The sequence below is a fragment of the Glycomyces niveus genome (assembly GCF_017592475.1).
Taxonomy (GTDB): Bacteria; Actinomycetota; Actinomycetes; order Mycobacteriales; family Micromonosporaceae; genus Glycomyces; species Glycomyces niveus.
In genome coordinates, this window is record NZ_JAGFNP010000016.1 from 41,566 (window position 1) to 59,095 (window position 17,530).

General features: G+C 71.7%; 14 protein-coding genes. 8 read left to right on the plus strand and 6 right to left on the minus strand.

Annotated features, from left to right (window positions below):
* Positions 1-113: 113 nt before the first annotated feature.
* The 3 genes from J5V16_RS22305 to J5V16_RS22315 form a co-directional block, all read right to left on the minus strand.
* Entirely contained in the window at positions 114-5,033 is a 4,920-nt protein-coding gene (locus J5V16_RS22305; RefSeq protein ID WP_208499215.1) for a DNA repair ATPase, read from the minus strand.
* A 135-nt stretch (positions 5,034-5,168) separates the two neighbouring features.
* Positions 5,169-7,265: an SPFH domain-containing protein gene (locus J5V16_RS22310; protein WP_208499217.1), complete on the minus strand. Its 2,097-nt coding sequence runs from the start codon at positions 7,263-7,265 to the stop codon at positions 5,169-5,171.
* A gap of 251 nt (positions 7,266-7,516) precedes the next feature.
* Positions 7,517-8,173, minus strand: a complete 657-nt coding sequence (locus J5V16_RS22315; RefSeq protein ID WP_208499219.1) for a hypothetical protein — start codon at positions 8,171-8,173, stop codon at positions 7,517-7,519.
* Between the two features lie 248 nt (positions 8,174-8,421).
* Between J5V16_RS22315 and J5V16_RS22320 the strand changes: the two genes are divergently transcribed.
* Together J5V16_RS22320 and J5V16_RS22325 are read left to right on the plus strand one after the other, a co-directional pair.
* Positions 8,422-10,851: an FtsK/SpoIIIE domain-containing protein gene (locus J5V16_RS22320; RefSeq protein ID WP_208499221.1), complete on the plus strand. Its 2,430-nt coding sequence runs from the start codon at positions 8,422-8,424 to the stop codon at positions 10,849-10,851.
* Positions 10,848-11,477, plus strand: a complete 630-nt coding sequence (locus J5V16_RS22325; RefSeq protein ID WP_208499223.1) for an MFS transporter — start codon at positions 10,848-10,850, stop codon at positions 11,475-11,477. Before J5V16_RS22320 ends, J5V16_RS22325 begins: the two co-directional genes overlap by 4 nt.
* A gap of 208 nt (positions 11,478-11,685) precedes the next feature.
* Here J5V16_RS22325 and J5V16_RS22330 read toward each other — a convergent pair whose 3' ends face one another.
* Complete coding sequence (locus J5V16_RS22330) at positions 11,686-12,696, minus strand: NADP-dependent oxidoreductase (protein WP_208499226.1); 1,011 nt, start codon at positions 12,694-12,696, stop codon at positions 11,686-11,688.
* A 102-nt stretch (positions 12,697-12,798) separates the two neighbouring features.
* Between J5V16_RS22330 and J5V16_RS22335 the strand changes: the two genes are divergently transcribed.
* Positions 12,799-13,371, plus strand: coding sequence for a TetR/AcrR family transcriptional regulator (locus J5V16_RS22335; RefSeq protein WP_208499227.1), 573 nt, complete (start codon positions 12,799-12,801; stop codon positions 13,369-13,371).
* Here J5V16_RS22335 and J5V16_RS22340 read toward each other — a convergent pair.
* A complete protein-coding gene (locus J5V16_RS22340) occupies positions 13,368-13,775 on the minus strand; it encodes a hypothetical protein (RefSeq protein ID WP_208499229.1) in 408 nt (135 codons plus the stop codon). The genes J5V16_RS22335 and J5V16_RS22340 overlap by 4 nt on opposite strands.
* On the minus strand, positions 13,768-14,133 hold the full coding sequence (locus tag J5V16_RS22345) for a hypothetical protein (RefSeq protein WP_208499231.1): 366 nt from the start codon (positions 14,131-14,133) through the stop codon (positions 13,768-13,770). Before J5V16_RS22345 ends, J5V16_RS22340 begins: the two co-directional genes overlap by 8 nt.
* 130 nt (positions 14,134-14,263) lie before the next feature.
* Here J5V16_RS22345 and J5V16_RS22350 point away from each other — a divergent pair, with 130 nt between their 5' ends.
* Genes J5V16_RS22350 through J5V16_RS22370 form a run of 5 tightly spaced genes read left to right on the plus strand, consistent with a single transcriptional unit; the run spans position 14,264 to position 17,416 of the window.
* On the plus strand, positions 14,264-14,716 hold the full coding sequence (locus J5V16_RS22350) for a hypothetical protein (RefSeq protein WP_208499233.1): 453 nt from the start codon (positions 14,264-14,266) through the stop codon (positions 14,714-14,716).
* Positions 14,717-14,726: 10 nt separating this feature from the next.
* Positions 14,727-15,194: a cyclic pyranopterin monophosphate synthase MoaC gene (gene moaC / locus J5V16_RS22355; protein WP_208499235.1), complete on the plus strand. Its 468-nt coding sequence runs from the start codon at positions 14,727-14,729 to the stop codon at positions 15,192-15,194.
* Entirely contained in the window at positions 15,182-15,841 is a 660-nt protein-coding gene (locus J5V16_RS22360; RefSeq protein ID WP_208499237.1) for a MogA/MoaB family molybdenum cofactor biosynthesis protein, read from the plus strand. The genes moaC and J5V16_RS22360 overlap by 13 nt, the downstream gene beginning before the upstream one ends.
* Positions 15,838-16,998, plus strand: a complete 1,161-nt coding sequence (locus tag J5V16_RS22365) for a molybdopterin molybdotransferase MoeA (RefSeq protein WP_208499239.1) — start codon at positions 15,838-15,840, stop codon at positions 16,996-16,998. The genes J5V16_RS22360 and J5V16_RS22365 overlap by 4 nt, the downstream gene beginning before the upstream one ends.
* Positions 16,999-17,002: 4 nt before the next feature.
* The gene (locus J5V16_RS22370) at positions 17,003-17,416 is read left to right on the plus strand and encodes a molybdenum cofactor biosynthesis protein MoaE (protein ID WP_208499241.1); all 414 of its coding nucleotides are present in this window, start codon (positions 17,003-17,005) and stop codon (positions 17,414-17,416) included.
* Positions 17,417-17,530 lie beyond the last annotated feature (114 nt).

Sequence of the window (17,530 nt, forward strand, 5' to 3'; positions counted from 1 at the left end):
GGACCTCCCTTATTCGATGGTTAGCGGCTGCAGGGGCACACGCGGGCTACGCGCCAAGCTTTTGCTCAAGAGCGTACCGGGTCGCAAGGGAGGTCTGGGCCAGCGGAGAGGACTTATTCCCGTTCGATCCCACTCCTTTGTTGCAGGACGGTTTCGATGCCCTTCACGCGGTCGGAGAGCAAGGTGATGGCGCCGACCGCTCTCGACATAGGATCGTCGCTCGCGCCGCCGAGGGTCTGCTCGCGGCGGTACGCCTCCTTCACCGCCTCCCAGCGGGCGGCCCGCTCGGGGGTGAGGCGGCCGCGGAGGTCGGCGAGTTTGAGGAGGTTCGCCTCCGCGCCGGAGGCGAGGGTCTGGGCCTCGCCCGCGTAGTGGTCGTCGATGACCGCTTCGAGCTCGTCGTCGTTCATGACCGGGACGACGCGCTCGGCGAGCCGGTTCATGTTGCGGTAGGAGCCCTGGAGGAGGAACGGCGGCTCGGTGCGCGCGCTGTCGTCCATCGCGGCGGAGGCGATGTAAGCGAGGTTGTTGGCGAGCACGGTCTTCTGGATGCGCACGAGTTTGCGCAGCACCGACAGGACCTGGTCGAGCTCGCCTGCGCTGTACGGGTGGCGCAGCGCCTCGGGCGCGGCGGTCGGGTCGCCGGAGGCGAGGCGGATGAGGACGGCGGTGTCGGCGCGCTCGCGTCCGGCGAGGGGCGCGGTGACCTTGTTGGAGGTGAGCGCGTTCTCGATGTAGGACTGGGCGAAGACCTGGTCGCGGCCGGAGAGGACGTCGCCGAGGTTCCACACGTCGGCGCGGTTGGCGAGCATGTCCGGGATGCGGAACTTCTGGCCGGCCTCGGTGTACGGGTTGCCGGCCATGCACACCGCGAACCGCTTGCCGCGCAGGTCGTAGGTGCGGGTGCGGCCGTTCCAGACGCCCTCCATCTTGCGCTGCGCGTCGCACAGCGAGATGAACTTCTGCAGCAGCTCGGGGTTGGTGTGCTGGATGTCGTCGAGGTAGAGCAGCACGTTGTTGCCGCATTCGAGCGCGAAGTTGATCTTCTCGACCTCGGCGCGGGCGGTCGCGTTCGGCGCGTCCTCCGGGTCGACCGAGACGGTCTCGTGCCCGAGCGCGGGGCCGTTGACCTTGACCAGGAGCATGCCGAGCCGGTCGGCGACGTACTCCATGAGGGTGGTCTTGCCGTAGCCGGGCGGGGAGATGAGCATGAGCATGCCCGACTGGTCGGTGCGGCGGCCCTCGCCCGAGCCGGCGCCGATCTGCTTGGCGAGGTTCGAGCCGATGAGCGGCAGGTACACGTCGTCGATGAGCTGGTTGCGCACGAACCCGGCCATGGTCTTGGGCTTGAACTCCTCGACGCGCAGCGCGCGGCGGTGCCCTTCGATGAGTTCGCCGCGGCGGCGCTGGTAGGCGCGGTAGCCGGGCAGCACGGTGCGGCGGAAGCGGCCGGTGCGGGCCAGGAACTCGTCCAGGCGCAGCGGGAGCACGCGGGACTCGACGCGCGGGTGGGTGCCGAGCAGGCCGGTGACCTGGCTGGAGAGCTCGGCGGTGACGTCGTATCCGTCCACTTCGGCCAGGATGACCGCGAGCGCTTCGGGCAGGTCCGCCTCGTCGAAGCCCTCGGGTTCGGCTTGGCGCAGAAAGGACTCGAGCCAGACGGCCGCGAGCTCCCATTTGGAGGTCATGTCGCTCTCGAGGGCGCGCAGGTCGGATTCGAAGTCCGCCTTGGCGCCCGGGCCGACCTGGCGTTCGAACGCGGCGAGCAGCGAGCGCGCCCGCTGCGAGACGGCGAAGCCGCCGCTGGGGTCGGCCAGCTCCTCCGCGAGGTACTCCCCCGCGAGGTCGGGGTCGACCTCGAGCGGCAGCAGCGTGCTGTTGAGGTAGTGGTTGACGGCCTCGCCGAGGTCGGCGGCGAGGTCGGCGAGGGCGTCGGCGCGGCCGAACACGGCGCGGGCGCGCGCGAGCGACCGGGCCTGGGTGCGGATCGCGATCCGCTCCTCCTTCGGGATGCCGTGGCCCCAGTACAGCTGGGCGGCGGCGCGCTCGGCGGAGCGGTAGCGGAGCAGGCCCGAGGCGGCGTAGAGGCGCAGCACTTCGGCGAGGATCGCGGCGGCGTCGGCGTCGTGGACACCGCGCTCGTACCCTTCGTCGTAGCGTTCGGCCGCGGCGGCGGCGGTGAACGCCGGGAGGTCCTCGGCGAGGAGCTTCGCGGGGCCGTGCTCGGCGAGGAGGGCCGCGGCCAGGTGCTCGGCCCGGTAGACCTCGTTGCTCTCGGAGGGCAGGAACTGGTGCCAGTATGGCTTCGTGTCGGCGAAGCCGGGGTCGTCGACGACATGGCGGTAGTCGGTGCCGGTGAGCGAGAACGCGAGCGCGCCGCCGGAGGGCACGAGGGTGAGGTCGAGCGGCTGGGTGTTGACGGGGATGCGGTGCTCGCCGAACTTGACGGCGTCGCCGTCGAAGAGGTCGAGCCGGTCGCTGAGCGCGCGGCCGGCCTCGGCGCGGGCGGCGGCGATGCGGCCCTCGATCTCCTCGGCGCGCACGGTGTCGTCGAGGCCGCGCAGCTCGGCGATGACCTTGCGGAGGCGCTCCACCATCGGGTCCGTGGCGAAGTAGGTGTTCACTTCATCCAGAGAGGACAGTGTGGCGGTTCGTCGGGCCACGGCCTCGAGGATGCGGTCGGCCGACTGCGCGAGCTGCTCGGCGCGGCGCGCGGCCTCGTCGAGGAGGTGCTGCTTGCGGGAGGAGAACGCCTCGTAGACGTCGGTCCGCTTGTCCCCCAGCTGGGTCAGGAACTCGTCGAAGTCCGCGAAGCGGGTCTCGAGGTTCTCGACGGTGAGCAGGAGGCGGCCCAGCTGCTCGTCGCAGGCCGCGGGCGTGTCGGCGGCGGCGATGGCGGCCGTGACGGACTGGCCGAGGAGCGCGAACTCGGCCGCGAACTCGGCTTTGCCCTCGCCCACGGCGAGTTCGCGGCGGCGCGCGGCGAGGGTGGCGCGGGCGCGGTTGACGGCGGCGAGCACCTCGGAGACGCGGCCGAGGATCGCGGTGCGCACCACGGCGTCGCCGATCTCGAGGGTCGCGACGACCTCGGTGAGGGTCTCGAGGCCGCGCTGCCGGTCGTCGAGGTCGGCCAGGAGCGGGTCGGACTCGGCGACGGAGGCGATGGCCTCGGCTTTGCGCTCGAGGTCGGCGACCTGCTCGAAGTAGGCGGTGAACGCGTCGTCTCGCTCTAGGAACGAGACGGCGCGTCTACCAGTGGCGTCGAGCGTCTCGGTGACCTCGGCGGCGAGCGCGTCGAGCCCCGCGAGGTCGATGTAGCGGGTCTCGCGGAGGGTGACGAGGTGGCCGCCGGCGCCGCGCAGCTCGGCGAGGAGCGCGACCCAGTCCTCGGCGGACTTGGGGGCCTCGCCGCGGGCGCGGCGCAGGAGCTTGACGGTGCCGGTCTGGGCCTCCTCCAATGCCTTCCGGGCCTCGGCGGTGAGCTCGGCGACGGTGGCGTACTCGTCGAGGACGGCCTCGGCGGTGTCGCGGACCTTGGCGAGGCTCTCGTCGAGGCCGTGGAGGCCTTCGTCGCCGAGCCACGGGTAGTCGTCGAGGCAGCGGGTGGCGGCGGCGATGAGCGCTTCGAAGACCGCCTGCGCCGGCTCCATCTCGCGGACCATGCGGGCGACCGAGAGCGCGTCGGAGACGGCGCGCACGGCCTCGGCGTTGCCGATGCGGTGCACCGGGGTGTCGCCGGTTTCGGTCGCGGCGGCGTAGGCCTCGCTGCAGAAGGGGGTCGACCAGATCTGCATCGGGTGGACGCGGGTGGCCTCCTCGCCGGTGAAGCGGAAGGCCGCGAGGGTGCCGTCGTCGAAGACCGCGTAGCCGTGGACGCTCATCGGCGCGGCCACTTCCTTGCGGATGACGTTGTAGGGCAACAGGAGTGAGCGGCCCTCGGCCTCGTGGTAGAAGACGTAGAGGACGTCTTCGCCGTTGGGCGAGCGGATCACGCGCTTGAAGCGGAGGTCGGCGACGTCGTGGTCGAAGGTCTTGAGCTTGCCTTCGTTGAGGTAGTAGCCGCCGGGGAAGATGAGGCCGTGGTCCTCGGGGAGGCGGCGGCAGGCCTGGCCGATCGCGTCGGCGCGGACGATGGTGCCGGTGCGGGAGTTGAAGATCAGGTACCGGGTGACGGTCTCCTTGTAGGGGAGGATCTTCAGCAGGATGAGTGGGCCGATGCGGGCGTAGGCGATGTCGGCGTCGGCGAGGGACTGCAGTGGCTCGGCGACGGGCTCGGTGTAGACGCCCTCGCCGGAGTCCGTGTTGTCCTCGATCTTGACGGTGAGGTCGCCGTTGATGCACTCGACGAAGATCTCGTCTTCGATGGAGACGTGGGGGTGGCGGCCGGTGACGTGGTGCTCGCGGCCGGTCGGGGTCCACTCGAAGTCGTAGGGCTCGGGCCAGACGGCGTCCGCCTCGCCTCGGGCGTCCATATAGGCCGGTTCCTTGCCGGCGGCGAGCTGCCAGCGCATGACGCGCTGGTCGGTGAGCTGCTCACCGATCTTGAAGACGGCGAGGAGGCGGCCGTCGACCTCGCGGACCTGGAGGAGCTCGGTGGACCGGTAGTACCGGTACATCTCGGTGAAGTCGGCGGTGAACTTAGGCTGGTCGAGGAGGTGCCCGGGTTCGGTGACCTCGGTGAACGCGAACTCGGCGCCGTCGCGTCGGAAGTCGTGGAGGGCGAAGACGTCGCCGACGCCGGTCTGGGACTTGAGTCCCATATGGACGTTGTAGCCGAAGAGGAGCCGGTCGCCGACGCGGGCGATGTCGCGGGGCACGCAGTTGTTCGCGGTGCGGATGCGGGTGGTGCCCAGGAGGGTGAGGCCGGTGGCGCCGAAGGCGTCGGTGCGGGCGGTGTTGAGCGCCTCGGCGCGACCCGCGAGCTCGTCGGCGAAGTCGGCGAGGCGGGTGGAGAGGACCTCGTAGGTGCCGGCATCGAGAGCGGCGCCTTGGGCGCCTTCAGCAGCGGTTCCGGTAGCGGTCTCTTCGGCCATGGGTTCCTCTGGTGATGTTCGGTTGCGGGCCTGGGCTCAGGGCGGGAGGCGGACTGGGCGGGCGCGGGCCTGCGGCCCGCTGGCGATCGCTCGCGGGTCGTCGGGCGCGGGCCTGCAGGCCCGCGCCCGTTGCGTCTACTTCGCGATCTCTAGGGCGGGCTTCTCGGCGACGCCGAGTTCCCTGGCCTTGCCGAGGAGGCCCGAGAGGACGTCGTGGTCGCCGCCGCCCTGCATGAGCTTGACGAGGGCGGCCGAGACGGTCAGGTTCTTGACGTCCTCGCTGCCGACGCCCGACAAGACGCCCTTGAGGTCCTCGGCGAACGACGTCGAACCGTTCGACCACGACGCCGCGACGCTCTGCGCCACATCGGAGTGCGCCACGAAACCGTCGACGGCCTTGCCGTAGCCGATCGCGCCGACGACCCGGTCGAAGAACTGGGTGTCGCCGCCGACCAGCGAGATGTCGGCGTTGCTGAGCCCGGCAGAGATGACCCCGGCCTGCTGCTCGGCGATCGAGCGGCGCGCCTCGATCTCCATGCCGCGCAGCTCCTTCTCCATCTCCAGGCGCAGGCGGTACTCCTCGTGCCCACGGCTCGCGTCGGACAGCGCGTCCATCGCGACGGCCTTCTCGGTCAGACCCGCGGACTCGGCGAGCAGCTTCTCGCGCAGGGCGTTCGCCTCGGCGGCGCCCTTCGCGGCCTGGGCCTCGGCTTCCGCCTGGCCCTTCGCGGCCGTGGCGGTCGCCTCGGCCTTGCCGATCGCGGCGTACGCCTCGGCTTCGGCGAGACCCTTGGCCTCGGCGGCCTTCGCCTCGGCGAGACCGCCCTTCTCGATCGCGTCCGCCTCGGCCTCGCGGACCTGGACGGCGGCCAGACCCGGGGCGGCCGCCATGGCCTGGTCCCCTTCGGCCTGGCGGATCTTCGCGCGCGCTTCGAGCTCCGCGGCCTGCTGCGCCGCCTCGGCCTCGGTGAGGCGCCGGCGGGCGAGGTGCTTAGCGGCGACCTCGGCGGCCTCGGCCGCCTTGATGTCCTTGACCAGGTTCTCCTGGGCCTCGGCCTCGGCGAGAATGATGACCTTCTGACGCTCGCGCTCGGCCTCTTCGGTGGCGCGCAGGCGCTTGATGCCCTCTTCCTGCTCGGCGACGGTCTTCTCGACGGCGATGCGCTCGCGGATGACGTCGGCGATGTCGCGCTTCTGCGCCTCGAGCTCCTTGTTCGCGGCGATGCGGGCGAGCTCTTCCTCGCGCTCGCGGGCCACGACCTCGAGGATGCGGTCCTTCTCGATCCGCTCGGTCTCGACGGCGATCACGCGCTCGCGGTTCTTCTCGGCGACGGCGATCTCGCGCAGGCGGTTCTCGTGCTGGATGCCGGTGGCCTCTTCGGTCTTGATGCGCGCGGTCTCGCTCTTGAGGCGCTCCTCGGCCTGGACCTTCTGGGTCTCGGCGGCCTCGCGGGCGCGCAGGGTGTCGATCTCGCGCTGCTGGCGGATCTCGGCCTCGGTCTGGCGGCGCTCGAGTTCGAGCACGGCCTCGCGGGCCTCGACGTCCTGGCGCTTGATCTCCTTCTCCTCGGTGCGGCGGTGCTCGTTGGTGGTCACCGCTTCGATCGCGGTGAGCTGGGTGATCTTGCGGATGCCCTGCGCGTCGAGGATGTTCTTGGGGTCGAGCTGGTCCATCGGGGTCTGCTCGAGGTAGTCGATCGCGGCGTCCTCAAGGGAGTACCCGTTGAGGTCGGTGCCGATGACGTTGAGGATGCGGTCGCGGAACTCGTCGCGGTTCGTGTACAGGTCGGTGAAGTCGAGCTGCTTGCCGACGGTCTTGAGCGCCTCGGCGAACTTGGCGTTGAACAGCTCCTGCAGCGTCTCCTGGTCGGAGGCGCGCTTGGTGCCGATCGCGCCGGCGACGTTGAGCACGTCCTCGACGGTGGCGTTGACGCGCACGAAGAACGTGATCGAGATGTCGGCGCGGATGTTGTCCTGGCAGATCAGGCCGTCCTTGCCCGCGCGGTTGATCTCGATGGTCTTGACCGAGATGTCCATGTACTCGGCGCGGTGGATGATCGGCAGGACGAGCGCCGAGGTGAAGGAGACCTTGCGGGTCCGCAGCTTCGTCACGACCAGGGCCTGGCCCGGCGCGACCTTCCGGTAGAGCCGGATGATCATGAGCAGCAGGCCGATGAAGACGACCGCGACGACCACGAACGTGATCAGCGTCGCCGAGTTGGTGGCGTCCATGCAGTGGTTCCTAACGAGACTTCGGGGGAACGGGGACTTGCGGGCGGGGCGCTCCTCGGCGCCTCCGCGGGCGGGCGTGACCACACCCTAACCAAGACTCGCCAGGCCGTGGGTACGCGAGGGTCCGGGAGGCACGAAACCGGGAGAGCGCAAACCGGGCGCAACGTGGCGATTCAGTGCGGTCCACTGTGACGCGGGGGTGAGATCGGGACCGGGAGGGCGGACCGGGCGGTACTGCGGCTCGGTCGCGTTCAGGCCTCGAGGACGACGTCCGGCGGGAGCGCCACCGGCACGACCAGGAACACCTTCTCGACCTCGTCGTAGTCGAACACCACGACCTTCGAGTGGCGCGCGAACAGCTCCTCGTCGATGCCGTCGGGCTCATGCGGGGAGCGGCGCACGTTGATGAGCAGGACGCTGCCTTCGTCGTCGGTGATCTCGGCCTGCCCCGCGTCGAGGGTGACGGTGCCGGTGCGCACCACGCACACCTTCCCGACGAGGTCGGCGTGCGCGGTCGCGGGCGCGTCCTCGAACAGCCGCCCGAGCGGGCGGGTGAGCAGCTTCGCGCCGAGCATCCCCACCCCGATCCCGGCCACGAGCACGGCCGTGCCCGTGAGCGCCGGCGGGACGAACATGTTCGCGCTTCTCACCCAGGAGGTGCCGAGCACGGTCACGATCCAGCCCAACGTGATCCACAGCGAGAGCACCACCGTGAACGGCACCGCGCCGAAACCGAACGCCGACCAGAAACCGCCCCCGGCATCGAGCTCGGCGTCGCCGCCGACGTCCACGATGTCGACGTCGAGCGCACCGACGATCACGATGAGCCAGTAAAGGACCACGACCACAAGGCCGAAGGAGAAGACGACCGGTGGGAAGGATAGGGCGATATCCAGGAACTCACTCATGGGGCACGGGTCCTTCTCGGCGTGACCGAAGACCGCCCGCGGGCAGCGGATGCGGGCGTCTGCGGTGCTGTAGGCGTTCGGCCGCGCTCTCCGGGTCAGCGAGATCGGGCCTCCTTCTAGGGTAATGCACGCGCCCCCTCCGGGGAAGGTTGCGCAAAGCGGACGATCCGACCGCCGCCGGGGCGACACTCGCGGCACCGCATCGCGATATGGTGTGACCTGTCGAATATCTCGCGCAAGGAGGTCCGGTGCCCGGTTTCCCGACCGCGCTGGCGAACGCGGCCGCGGGCTGCGACGCCGCCGCCGCCCGCCTCGCCCAGGTGGCGCAGCGCCTCGGCGACGCCGCCTTCCAGACCCCTGTGGACCCCGAACTGCTCGCGGCCGAGCGCCAGATCGCCGACGCGGCCACCGCCTCCGCGCAGCAGCTTCGCGCCGATCCCGGCCTGCTCCACGCCGGGCGCGTGATCCTCCACGAGGGACGAAGCATCCCGCTCATCGTGCCGTTCGGCGAACGCGGCCACCTCGCGACCTCGGTCGACGCCCGCGTCGAGGGCGTCGCGAACCTGGTGCGGACCGCGATCCTCCACGCCGTCTCGACCCGCGAACCCGGCGGGCTGCGAGTGGTCGGCATCGACACGGCGACGCTCGGAGCGTCGTTCGCGCCGCTGCGCCCGCTCGCCGACGCGGGCGTGATCGAAGCGGTCGCCACCGACACGCGCGCCGCCGCCGACGCCGTCGCCACGGCCGAATCGCAAGTGGCCGAGCACATCGCGGGCCGCCGCACCGACCGGATGCTGCTCGTGGTCGCCTCGCTGAGCGAAGCGCCGAGGACCCTGGTGGAGCGCATCGACGCGCTCGCCCGGTCGGGGCTCGCGCACGGCGTCACCGTCCTCGGCTGCGGCCTGCCCGACCTGCCGCAGGCCGCGGTCATGCGCGCCGTCGACGGGCGCGTGACGATCACGAACCCGCCCGCGGCGCCGTTCGGGCGCGGCGAGGGCCTGGCCGCGCCGGTCGACTGGCCCGAGACCCCCGACCCGTCGTTCGTGGCCGGCGAGGCGCAGCGGCTCGCCGAGCGCGCCAAGGCCGCCGCGACCCTCACCTTCGCCGACCTCATTCCGGCCCGGCCGGAATCGGGCGACCCTGCCAAGGGCCTGGAAGTCCTCATCGGACGCGACGCGGCCGGGGAGGTGCGGCTGCGGTTCGACGACGCGACCCCGCACTGGCTCGTGGGCGGGCGCACCGGCGGCGGCAAGACCGTGTTCCTCCTCGATGTCCTGTACGGGCTCGCCTCCCGTTACGCCCCTTCGGATCTGGCGCTGTTCCTGCTCGACTTCAAGGAAGGCGTCTCGTTCACCGAGTTCATCCCGACCGAGCGGGACCGGACCTTCATCCCGCACGCGCGCGCCGTCGGCGTCGAGTCCGATCGCGAATACGGGCTCGCCGTGCTGTCCACATTGAGCGAGGAGATGACGCGCCGCTCGACGGTGATGAAGCGGTACGGGGTCGCGTCCTTCGCGGGCCTGCGCGCCCACGAGGCGTACCCGCGCATCGTGTGCGTCGCCGACGAGTTCCAGGTGCTCCTCGCCGGCAACGACCGGGTCGCCTCCGAAGCCGTTGCGCTGCTGGAGAACCTGGCCCGCAAGGGCCGCTCCTACGGCGTGCACCTCGTGCTCGCGTCCCAGACGATCTCAGGCATCGAGGCGCTGTGGGCGAAGAAGGACTCGATCTTCGGGCAGTTCCCGATGCGCATCGCCCTGCCCGGCGCGCGCACGGTCCTCGAAGCGAACAACGATGCGGCCGCGCGGATCTCGCTCGGGCAGGTCGTGGTCAACACCGAGGGCGGCACGGCCGGGGCCGACCGGGTCGCGCGCTTCCCCGACACCGACGCGCACGTGATGCAGCGCCTCCGCGAGCAGCTCGGCGAAGCGCACGCGGGCGTCGGCGCGCCGCGCGTGTTCTACGGCTACCGTCCCGTCCACCTCAGCGAGACACTTCCGGGGGAACGGAAGCCGGGCCGCGCACTGCTCGGGCGCGAAGTGTCGCTGCGCCTCGACGCCGCCGGAGTCGACCTCGACCGGCGCCCCGGCCGGCACCTGGCGGTGCTCGGCTCCGACCCGGTCGGCGGCGAAGCCCTCGAAGCCGCCGTGGAGTCCTTGGCGGGCAATGGGAACCGCGTGCTCGCCATCGACTTCACCGGCAGCGCCGACCTGCGGGCCGCGGCCGACCGGATCGCGCCCGACGCGTTCGCCGCGACGCTCGCCGAGATCCCCGACGGGACCGTGCTCGCGGCGTGGGGGCTCGACGCGGCGGGCCTCGACATGAAGGGGCAGCAGGCGCTGAGAGCGCTGCTGCGCACCGGCCCGGCGCGGGACGTGCACCTGCTCGGCTGGTGGCGCAACTTCCGGCGGTTCACCGACGACATCGGCGGCACGGCCGGACGCGAGGACGTGGCGTGCGCGCTCGTCCTCAACCTGCCCGGCGGAGAGATCATGGGCCACTTCGGCACCCAGTTCCAGCACTGGAGCCCGCGGGCCGGGCGGGCGCTGCTCGTCGACCGGCACGCCGACACCGGCGCCGGGCGGCTCGTGGTGCCGTTCTCGCGCACCGAGGACCACGACGCGGTGCCCGGGCCGCAGCGCAGCGGCGGCAGCGCCCCGATCGAGAGGACCCGCCCGTGAGCGCCTTCGACGACTACCTCGCGCAGCTGCGCCGCCTCGACGAGGCCCGCCGCACCGCGGACGAGTCAGCGGCCCGCACCGCCACGGCGGCCGAGTCGCTCGGGCAGCGCACGAGCCGCCTCGCCGAGCAGGCCGCCGCGCAGCGCGCGGCCGTGGACGAGCTCGCCCGCGCGGCCCGCGTCGCGCCGCCGCAGCGGGTGCCCGCGCCGCCGCTGAGCGGGGACCCGGCGGCCGACCTCGACACGGCCGAGGCGGACCTGCGGGTGGCGGCCACGGAGCTGGAGGAGGCGCGGTACCTCGCGCACCGCGCGCCGCTGCTGCCGCGGTGGCGCGCGGACGAGCGGAACGGGCTGATCTACGGGCTGTTCGCGCTGGTGTGCGTGGTCGTGCAGCTGTTCGTGCTGCGGGAGGTGCGCGCCGAGGGCGGCCCTTTGAACGTGGCGCTCCTGGCGGCGGTCCTCATCGCGTGCCCGCTGGCCGCGTTCCTGTTGGGCTGGGCAACGATCGGCGTCGCGGCCCGCCCGAAGATCGGCGACGAGGAGAAGCGCCTCGAACGCAACTACCGCCTGGGCCTGCTCATCTGCGGCTCGACGCTGATCGTGGCCTGCCTGGGCTTCTTCAGCTAACCGACGATACGGCCCTGAACTGGGCTAATGCCCTGCACTCGGTGAAATGTCGGACCCGTGGGAGAGTCGTGTCATTTCTTCGGTAGGTCGGAGGTGGATGCGGGTGGGGAGGGGCATGCCCTATAGCCCGCCCGCGGCGGCGGGCCGCAGGCCCGCCGGCCGCCCGCGGTCGGCTCCGCCGTCCCCGGCCACGAGGGTCGAGCGTCGCTCAAACGCGGACGACCATCTTGCCGGTGTTCTTGCCGCGCATCATGTCGAGGAACGCGTCGACCGCGTGCTCCACACCGTCCACGATGGTCTCGTCGTAGGCGATGGCGCCCTGGCCGAACCATTCGGTCATGCGCGCGCCGAACTCCTCGCGCAGGTGCAGGTAGCCGCCGAGCGTGAAGCCCTTGATGGTGAGGCTCTGCTGGACGATCCTGCTGAGGTTGTCCGGGCCGGGGGTCTTCTCGGTGCTGTTGTACACCGAGATCGCGCCGCACACGGCGATGCGCCCCTCGCGGTTCATCACGTCGAGCGCGGCTTCGAGGTGGTCGCCGCCGACGTTGTCGAAGAAGACGTCCACGCCTTCAGGCGCGAGCGCCGCGAGCTGCTCGCGAACGGGCGCGTCCTTGTAGTTGAACGCGGCGTCGTAGCCGTACTTCTCAGTGAGCAGCCGCACCTTCTCCGGGCTTCCGGCGGAGCCGATGACGCGGCCCGCGCCGAGGAGCTTCGCAATCTGCCCGACCGCGGTGCCGACGGCGCCCGCAGCGCCGGAGACGAAGACGGTGTCGCCGGGATTGAGGCCGGCGATGGCGGTGAGTCCGACATAAGCGGTCATGCCGGTCATGCCGAGGATGCCGAGGTGCAGCGAGAGGGGCACGCCGGGGATCTCGGGCACGACGGTGAAGCCGGCGGCCTCCTCCTGGACGAGGTCGCGCCAGCCGTACTGGTGGAGCACGACGGCCCCGACCGGGAACCCGTCGGCGGCCGATGCGACCACGCGGCCGATCGCGCCGCCGGTCATGGTCTTGCCGAGTTCGAACGGCGGGATGTAGCTTTCGGCGTCGTTCATGCGCCCGCGCATGTACGGGTCGACCGAGAGGAACGTGTTCGCGACCCGGATCTGCCCCGGCGCGAGCTCGCCGTAGGCGACCTTCTCGGTGCGGAAGTCCTCGTCGACGGGCCAGCCCTGGGGGCGGCGGACGAGCTGGATCTGGGTGCTGACGGCCTCGGTCATGGTGATGTCTCCTGCCAGTTTTGTAATAACCGTTCCACAAACATATACTGGAACGACCGTTCCGCAAAGCCGTTCGGAGCGCATCGCAGAGAGAGGTTCGCCATGGGTCGCACGCAGACGTTCGACACCGCCGAGGTCGTGCGGTCCGCCCGCGCCGTCTTCTGGCGCCACGGCTACGAGGCCGCCTCCGTGCCCGCGCTCGAAGCCGCCACCGGCCTGCGCCGATCCAGCATCTACCACGCCTTCGGCAGCAAACGCGGCCTCTTCGACGCCGCCGTCGAGTCGTACCTCGACGAGATCGTGCGCCCCCGCCTCGCCCCGCTCGCCGGCGTTCCGGCACCCGACGCCATCCTCGACTACCTGTACGGGCTGCGCGAGGCCCTGGAACGCGCCGGGTCGGTCATCGCCGCCAACGGCTGCCTCCTCATCAACGCCGCCGGCGCCGCGATCGCCGACGACGCGGCCGTGCGCGAGACCATCACCGCCTACCGCGCCGAACTCGGCGCGGCCATCGGCAACGGCATCCGCGCCCACTGCCCCGACATCGAGGACGCGCAGCGGCTCACCGACACCGTCACCGCCCTCGTCGTCGCCGCCTACGCCCTCGCCCGGGCCGACACCCCCAGCGCCGTCCACAGCCTCGACGCCGCGATGGACCTCATCGAACGCGCTTAGGCCTTGCGGCGCTTGAACAGGTAGACGAGACCGACCGCCGGGAGCACCAGCGGCACGTACCCGTACCCCGACCCGAAATGCGACCACACCGACGGCTCCGGGAACCACCCCGGAACCGCGAAGCTCAACGCCCCCACCGCGAGCACCCCGGCCATCTCCACGCCCACCGCCAGCAGCGCCAGCGCGCCCGCGCCGCGGATGATCGCGATCGCCGCCACGAGGTAGATGAGCGCCGCGATCGCGCTCAGCGTGAAGCTCACCGGCGCCTCGCCGAACTTCGTGACCACCTGGAACACCGCCCGCACCCCGGCCGAGACCGCGAAGACCACGTAGACCAGCACGATGAGGCGTCCGAACCCGGCCGCGAGCGCCCGCGGCGCGGCGTCAGCGCTCGTCTCAGACATGGATCTGCAGCTCCCAGATCTGGTGGACGCGCAGCATGAGCGCCGCGACGATGAGGCCCGAGGCCGCCACCGTCCCGATCCCCCACCGGCTCCGGTCGATCGAGCCCCAGAAGCAGGCCGCGACCGGCACCAGGACCGTCGTCACCAGGTACGAGAAGAACAGCGCCTTCCCGCCGCCCGGCTCGCCCGGCACGATCGCGATCGACACCGCGAGCTGCACGAGGAGCAGCAGTTCGAGCACCGCGACGCCCACGAGGTGGCGGTTGCCGACGAGCTGGGAGCGGGCCGTGTCCACGAAGAACCAGGCGCTCATCGCCAGCGCGGCGGCCTGGACGGCGAGGTAGAGCCATTCGATCACGCCTCGACGCTAATACAGGCCCGCCGAGGCGAATCCGAGGCCGCACCGCGAAGTGGCCGCCGCGGTCCTCGACCCTTTTCGTCGCACCCGCGGGCTAGCCTGGAACCACCCGCTTTGGAGGCTGCTTCCGATGCGTGCGATCAAGATCGGCCTGTTCGCCTTGGCCTGCCTGGCATGGCTCGCCTTCTCCGCAGCACTGGTCGTATGGCCTGGAAGCTACCTCGTCGCCGGCGAATGGCGGGAGGCGACCGTGGTCGGCGAGCCTTACGACAAGGCCGTCTGCGTGTGGTCGGAGTGCGGCGAGGGTAGCTCGGCCGAGTATGTCGAGGTCGAGTACGAGGAACTGTCGGGCGAGAGGAACCGGGCCTCGGTGCTCGCCGTCAGTGTGCGGGACGGCAAGACCCAGGTGCTGGTAAGCCCGCTCATCGACCATGCGATCGCAACGCGCTTCGAGGCGTTCGTGGGGATCGGCATCGGGCTCGTGGTCGCGTGGTGGACCGCGAAAGGGCTGGCCGCGCTCGGGGAGGAGCTGTTCTGGCTGCGCGATGTCCGGTTATTCGGCGGCGTCCGAGTCCGCGACTAGACTTCGCGGCATGGCTGACCTCACGCACGTCGACTCGTCCGGGGCCGCCCGCATGGTCGACGTCTCCGAGAAGGACGTGTCGCACCGTTCGGCGCTCGCGACCGGGCGCCTCGTCACCACCCCCGAGGTGGTCGCGGCGCTGCGCGAGAACTCGCTCGCGAAGGGCGACGCCCTCGCGACCGCGCGCATCGCGGGGATCATGGCCGCCAAGCGCACGCCGGACCTGGTGCCGCTGTGCCACCCGATCGCGATCAGCGGCGTGAAGGTCGACCTCACGGTGACCGACGAGGGCGTCGAGATCGCCGCGCGCGTGAAGACCGCTGACCGCACCGGGGTCGAGATGGAGGCCCTGACGGCGGTGTCCGTCGCGGCGTTGACGTTGGTGGACATGGTGAAAGCCGTCGACCCCGCCGCGGTCGTCACCGACATCCGGGTGGAGGAGAAGCTCGGGGGGAAGACCGGCAAATGGGAGCGGTGAAGGCCGTCGTGGTCGTCGCCTCGAATCGGGCCGCCGACGGGGTTTACGAGGACGAGTCCGGGCCGATCCTCGCTGAGGGACTGCGCACGCGCGGGTTCGACGTGGTCGGGCCGGTCGTCGTCCACGACGGCGAAGAGGTCGAGGCCGCACTGCGCGTCGCCGTCGGCGACGCGGCCGATCTGGTGGTCACCTCCGGCGGTACCGGCCTCACTTCGAAGGACCTCACCCCGGAGATGACGAGCCGCGTCGTCGACTACGAAGTCCCCGGGATCGCGGAGGCGATCCGCGCCGCAGGGCTCGCGAAGACCCCGCACGCGGCGCTCTCGCGCGGCATCGCGGGGGTCGCCGAGCGGACGCTGATCGTGAACCTCGCCGGGTCGAAGGGCGCGGCGAAGGACGGGCTCGCGGTGCTCACCGCCGAGCTCGTCGAGCACGCGGTCTCGCAACTGCACGACGGCGACCACGACCGCGGCGAGGGCGGCGGCGAGCCGGCCGAGGGCGACGCGCCGAACAGCGGTCCCGGACACGCCGCCGAGTCGGCGGCCGCGGGCGGTGCCGCACCAGGCCGCGGCGCCGCGCACACGAGCGACACGGGCATCGCCGGCCCGTCCCATCCCGGGATCGACGACGGAAGGACCACCGCATGACCGGCACCCCGCTCCCCTGGGCCGAGGCCCGCGAAACTGCTTGGGCCGCAGGCTATGCCGCCAAGCCCGCCGCCTCCGAGCTGCCGTTCGGCGAGGCGGTCGGATCGGCGCTGGCCGCGCCGCTCGTGGCCGTATCGGACCTGCCCGCGTTCCCGACCTCCGCGGTCGACGGCTGGGCCGTCGCCGGGCAGGGTCCGTGGCGCATCGACGGGGCCGTGCTCGCCGGCCAGGTGCCGGAGGCGCTCAAGCCCGGCCAGGCCGTCAAGATCGCGACCGGCGCGCAGGTCCCCGAAGGGACCGAGGGCATCATCCGCCTGGAGCACAGCACCGTCGAGGACGAACTGGTCGACGGCCCGGCCGCGCGCGAATGGCGCGAGGCGGGCGAGGAAGCCGCGCACGGCGAGGAGCTGCTGCCCGCCGGGACCCCCGTCAGCCCGCCCGTGGTCGGCCTCGCGGCCGCCGCCGGGCATTCGACGCTGCCCGCGCACGCCCGGCCCGACGTGCGCGTCGTCGTCTTCGGCGACGAACTGCTGACCTCCGGCGTCTCCCGCGAGGGCCGGGTGCGGGACTCGTTGGGCCCCATGGTCCCCCACATGCTGCAGGCCGCCGGTGCGGCGGCCGGGCCGAGCATCGGACCGGTCGAGGACACCCTCGAGGCGCATGTGGCGGCGCTGCGCGAAGCGCTCGCCGACGCGGACCTGGTGTGCACCACCGGCGGCACCATGGTCGGCCCCGTCGACCACCTGCACGCCGCGCTCGCCGAGATCGGCGCCGAGTACGTCATCAACACCGTCGCGGTGCGGCCCGGGTTCCCGATGCTGCTGGCGCGCACCGCGGACGGGAAGTTCATCGCCGGCCTGCCCGGCAACCCGCAGTCCGCGGTGATCGCCGTCGTCTCGCTCGTCGCACCGCTCCTGGCGGGCCTGCGCGGGCTGCCGCTGCCGCCGCTCGGCACGATCGGCCTCGCCGAGGACGTGCCCGGCCGCGGCTCGTTCACCCACCTGGCCCTCGTCGACCGGGCCGGGCGTCGGCTCGGCCACCACGGCTCCGCGATGCTGCGGGGCCTGGCGGGCGCCGCCGGGTTCGCCGTGATCGGACCCGATGCCGCTGGGGCCGAAGGCGCCACCGTCGAACTCGCCACCGTCCCTGGAGTGTGACCTCATGATCCGCGCACGCGTACTGGACGCCCCGCTCGACGTCGCCGAGCACGAAGCCGCGGTCGCCGCGGCCGAGGCCGGGGCCGTCGTGTCCTTCTCGGGCGTCGTCCGCAACCACGACCACGGCCGCGGCGTGCTCCGCCTCTCCTACGAGGGCCACCCGTCCGCAGGCGAGCTGCTGCGCACGGTCGCCGAAGAGATCGCAGCCCGGCCCGGCGTGCGCGGCGTCGTCGTCTCGCACCGCGTCGGCGACCTCGAGATCGGCGACCCGGCACTCGTCGCGGCCGTCGCCGCCGAGCACCGGAAAGAGGCCTTCGACGCCTGCGCCGACCTCGTCGACGAAGTGAAGGCCCGCCTCCCGATCTGGAAGCACCAGTTCTTCGACGACGGCACCGATGAGTGGGTCAACTGCCCCTGAGCCGCGCCGTTGCCGAGCGGGTCGGCCCGCCCTTGTTCGACGCGGGATGTCGTACCCGTGGGGCAAGGTTAAGACCGGGGGCCATCGATGTCCGATTTGCCGGGACCCTCCATT

Excerpts from the sequence above, each read along its gene's own strand:
- J5V16_RS22305 (WP_208499215.1), bottom strand. The coding sequence starts at position 5,033 with ATGGCCGAAGAGACCGCTACCGGAACCGCTGCTGAAGGCGCCCAAGGC.
- J5V16_RS22310 (WP_208499217.1), bottom strand. The coding sequence starts at position 7,265 with ATGGACGCCACCAACTCGGCGACGCTGATCACGTTCGTGGTCGTCGCG.
- J5V16_RS22315 (WP_208499219.1), bottom strand. The coding sequence starts at position 8,173 with ATGAGTGAGTTCCTGGATATCGCCCTATCCTTCCCACCGGTCGTCTTC.
- J5V16_RS22330 (WP_208499226.1), bottom strand. The coding sequence starts at position 12,696 with ATGACCGAGGCCGTCAGCACCCAGATCCAGCTCGTCCGCCGCCCCCAG.
- J5V16_RS22335 (WP_208499227.1), top strand. The coding sequence starts at position 12,799 with ATGGGTCGCACGCAGACGTTCGACACCGCCGAGGTCGTGCGGTCCGCC.
- J5V16_RS22340 (WP_208499229.1), bottom strand. The coding sequence starts at position 13,775 with ATGTCTGAGACGAGCGCTGACGCCGCGCCGCGGGCGCTCGCGGCCGGG.
- J5V16_RS22350 (WP_208499233.1), top strand. The coding sequence starts at position 14,264 with ATGCGTGCGATCAAGATCGGCCTGTTCGCCTTGGCCTGCCTGGCATGG.
- moaC (WP_208499235.1), top strand. The coding sequence starts at position 14,727 with ATGGCTGACCTCACGCACGTCGACTCGTCCGGGGCCGCCCGCATGGTC.
- J5V16_RS22360 (WP_208499237.1), top strand. The coding sequence starts at position 15,182 with ATGGGAGCGGTGAAGGCCGTCGTGGTCGTCGCCTCGAATCGGGCCGCC.
- J5V16_RS22365 (WP_208499239.1), top strand. The coding sequence starts at position 15,838 with ATGACCGGCACCCCGCTCCCCTGGGCCGAGGCCCGCGAAACTGCTTGG.
- J5V16_RS22370 (WP_208499241.1), top strand. The coding sequence starts at position 17,003 with ATGATCCGCGCACGCGTACTGGACGCCCCGCTCGACGTCGCCGAGCAC.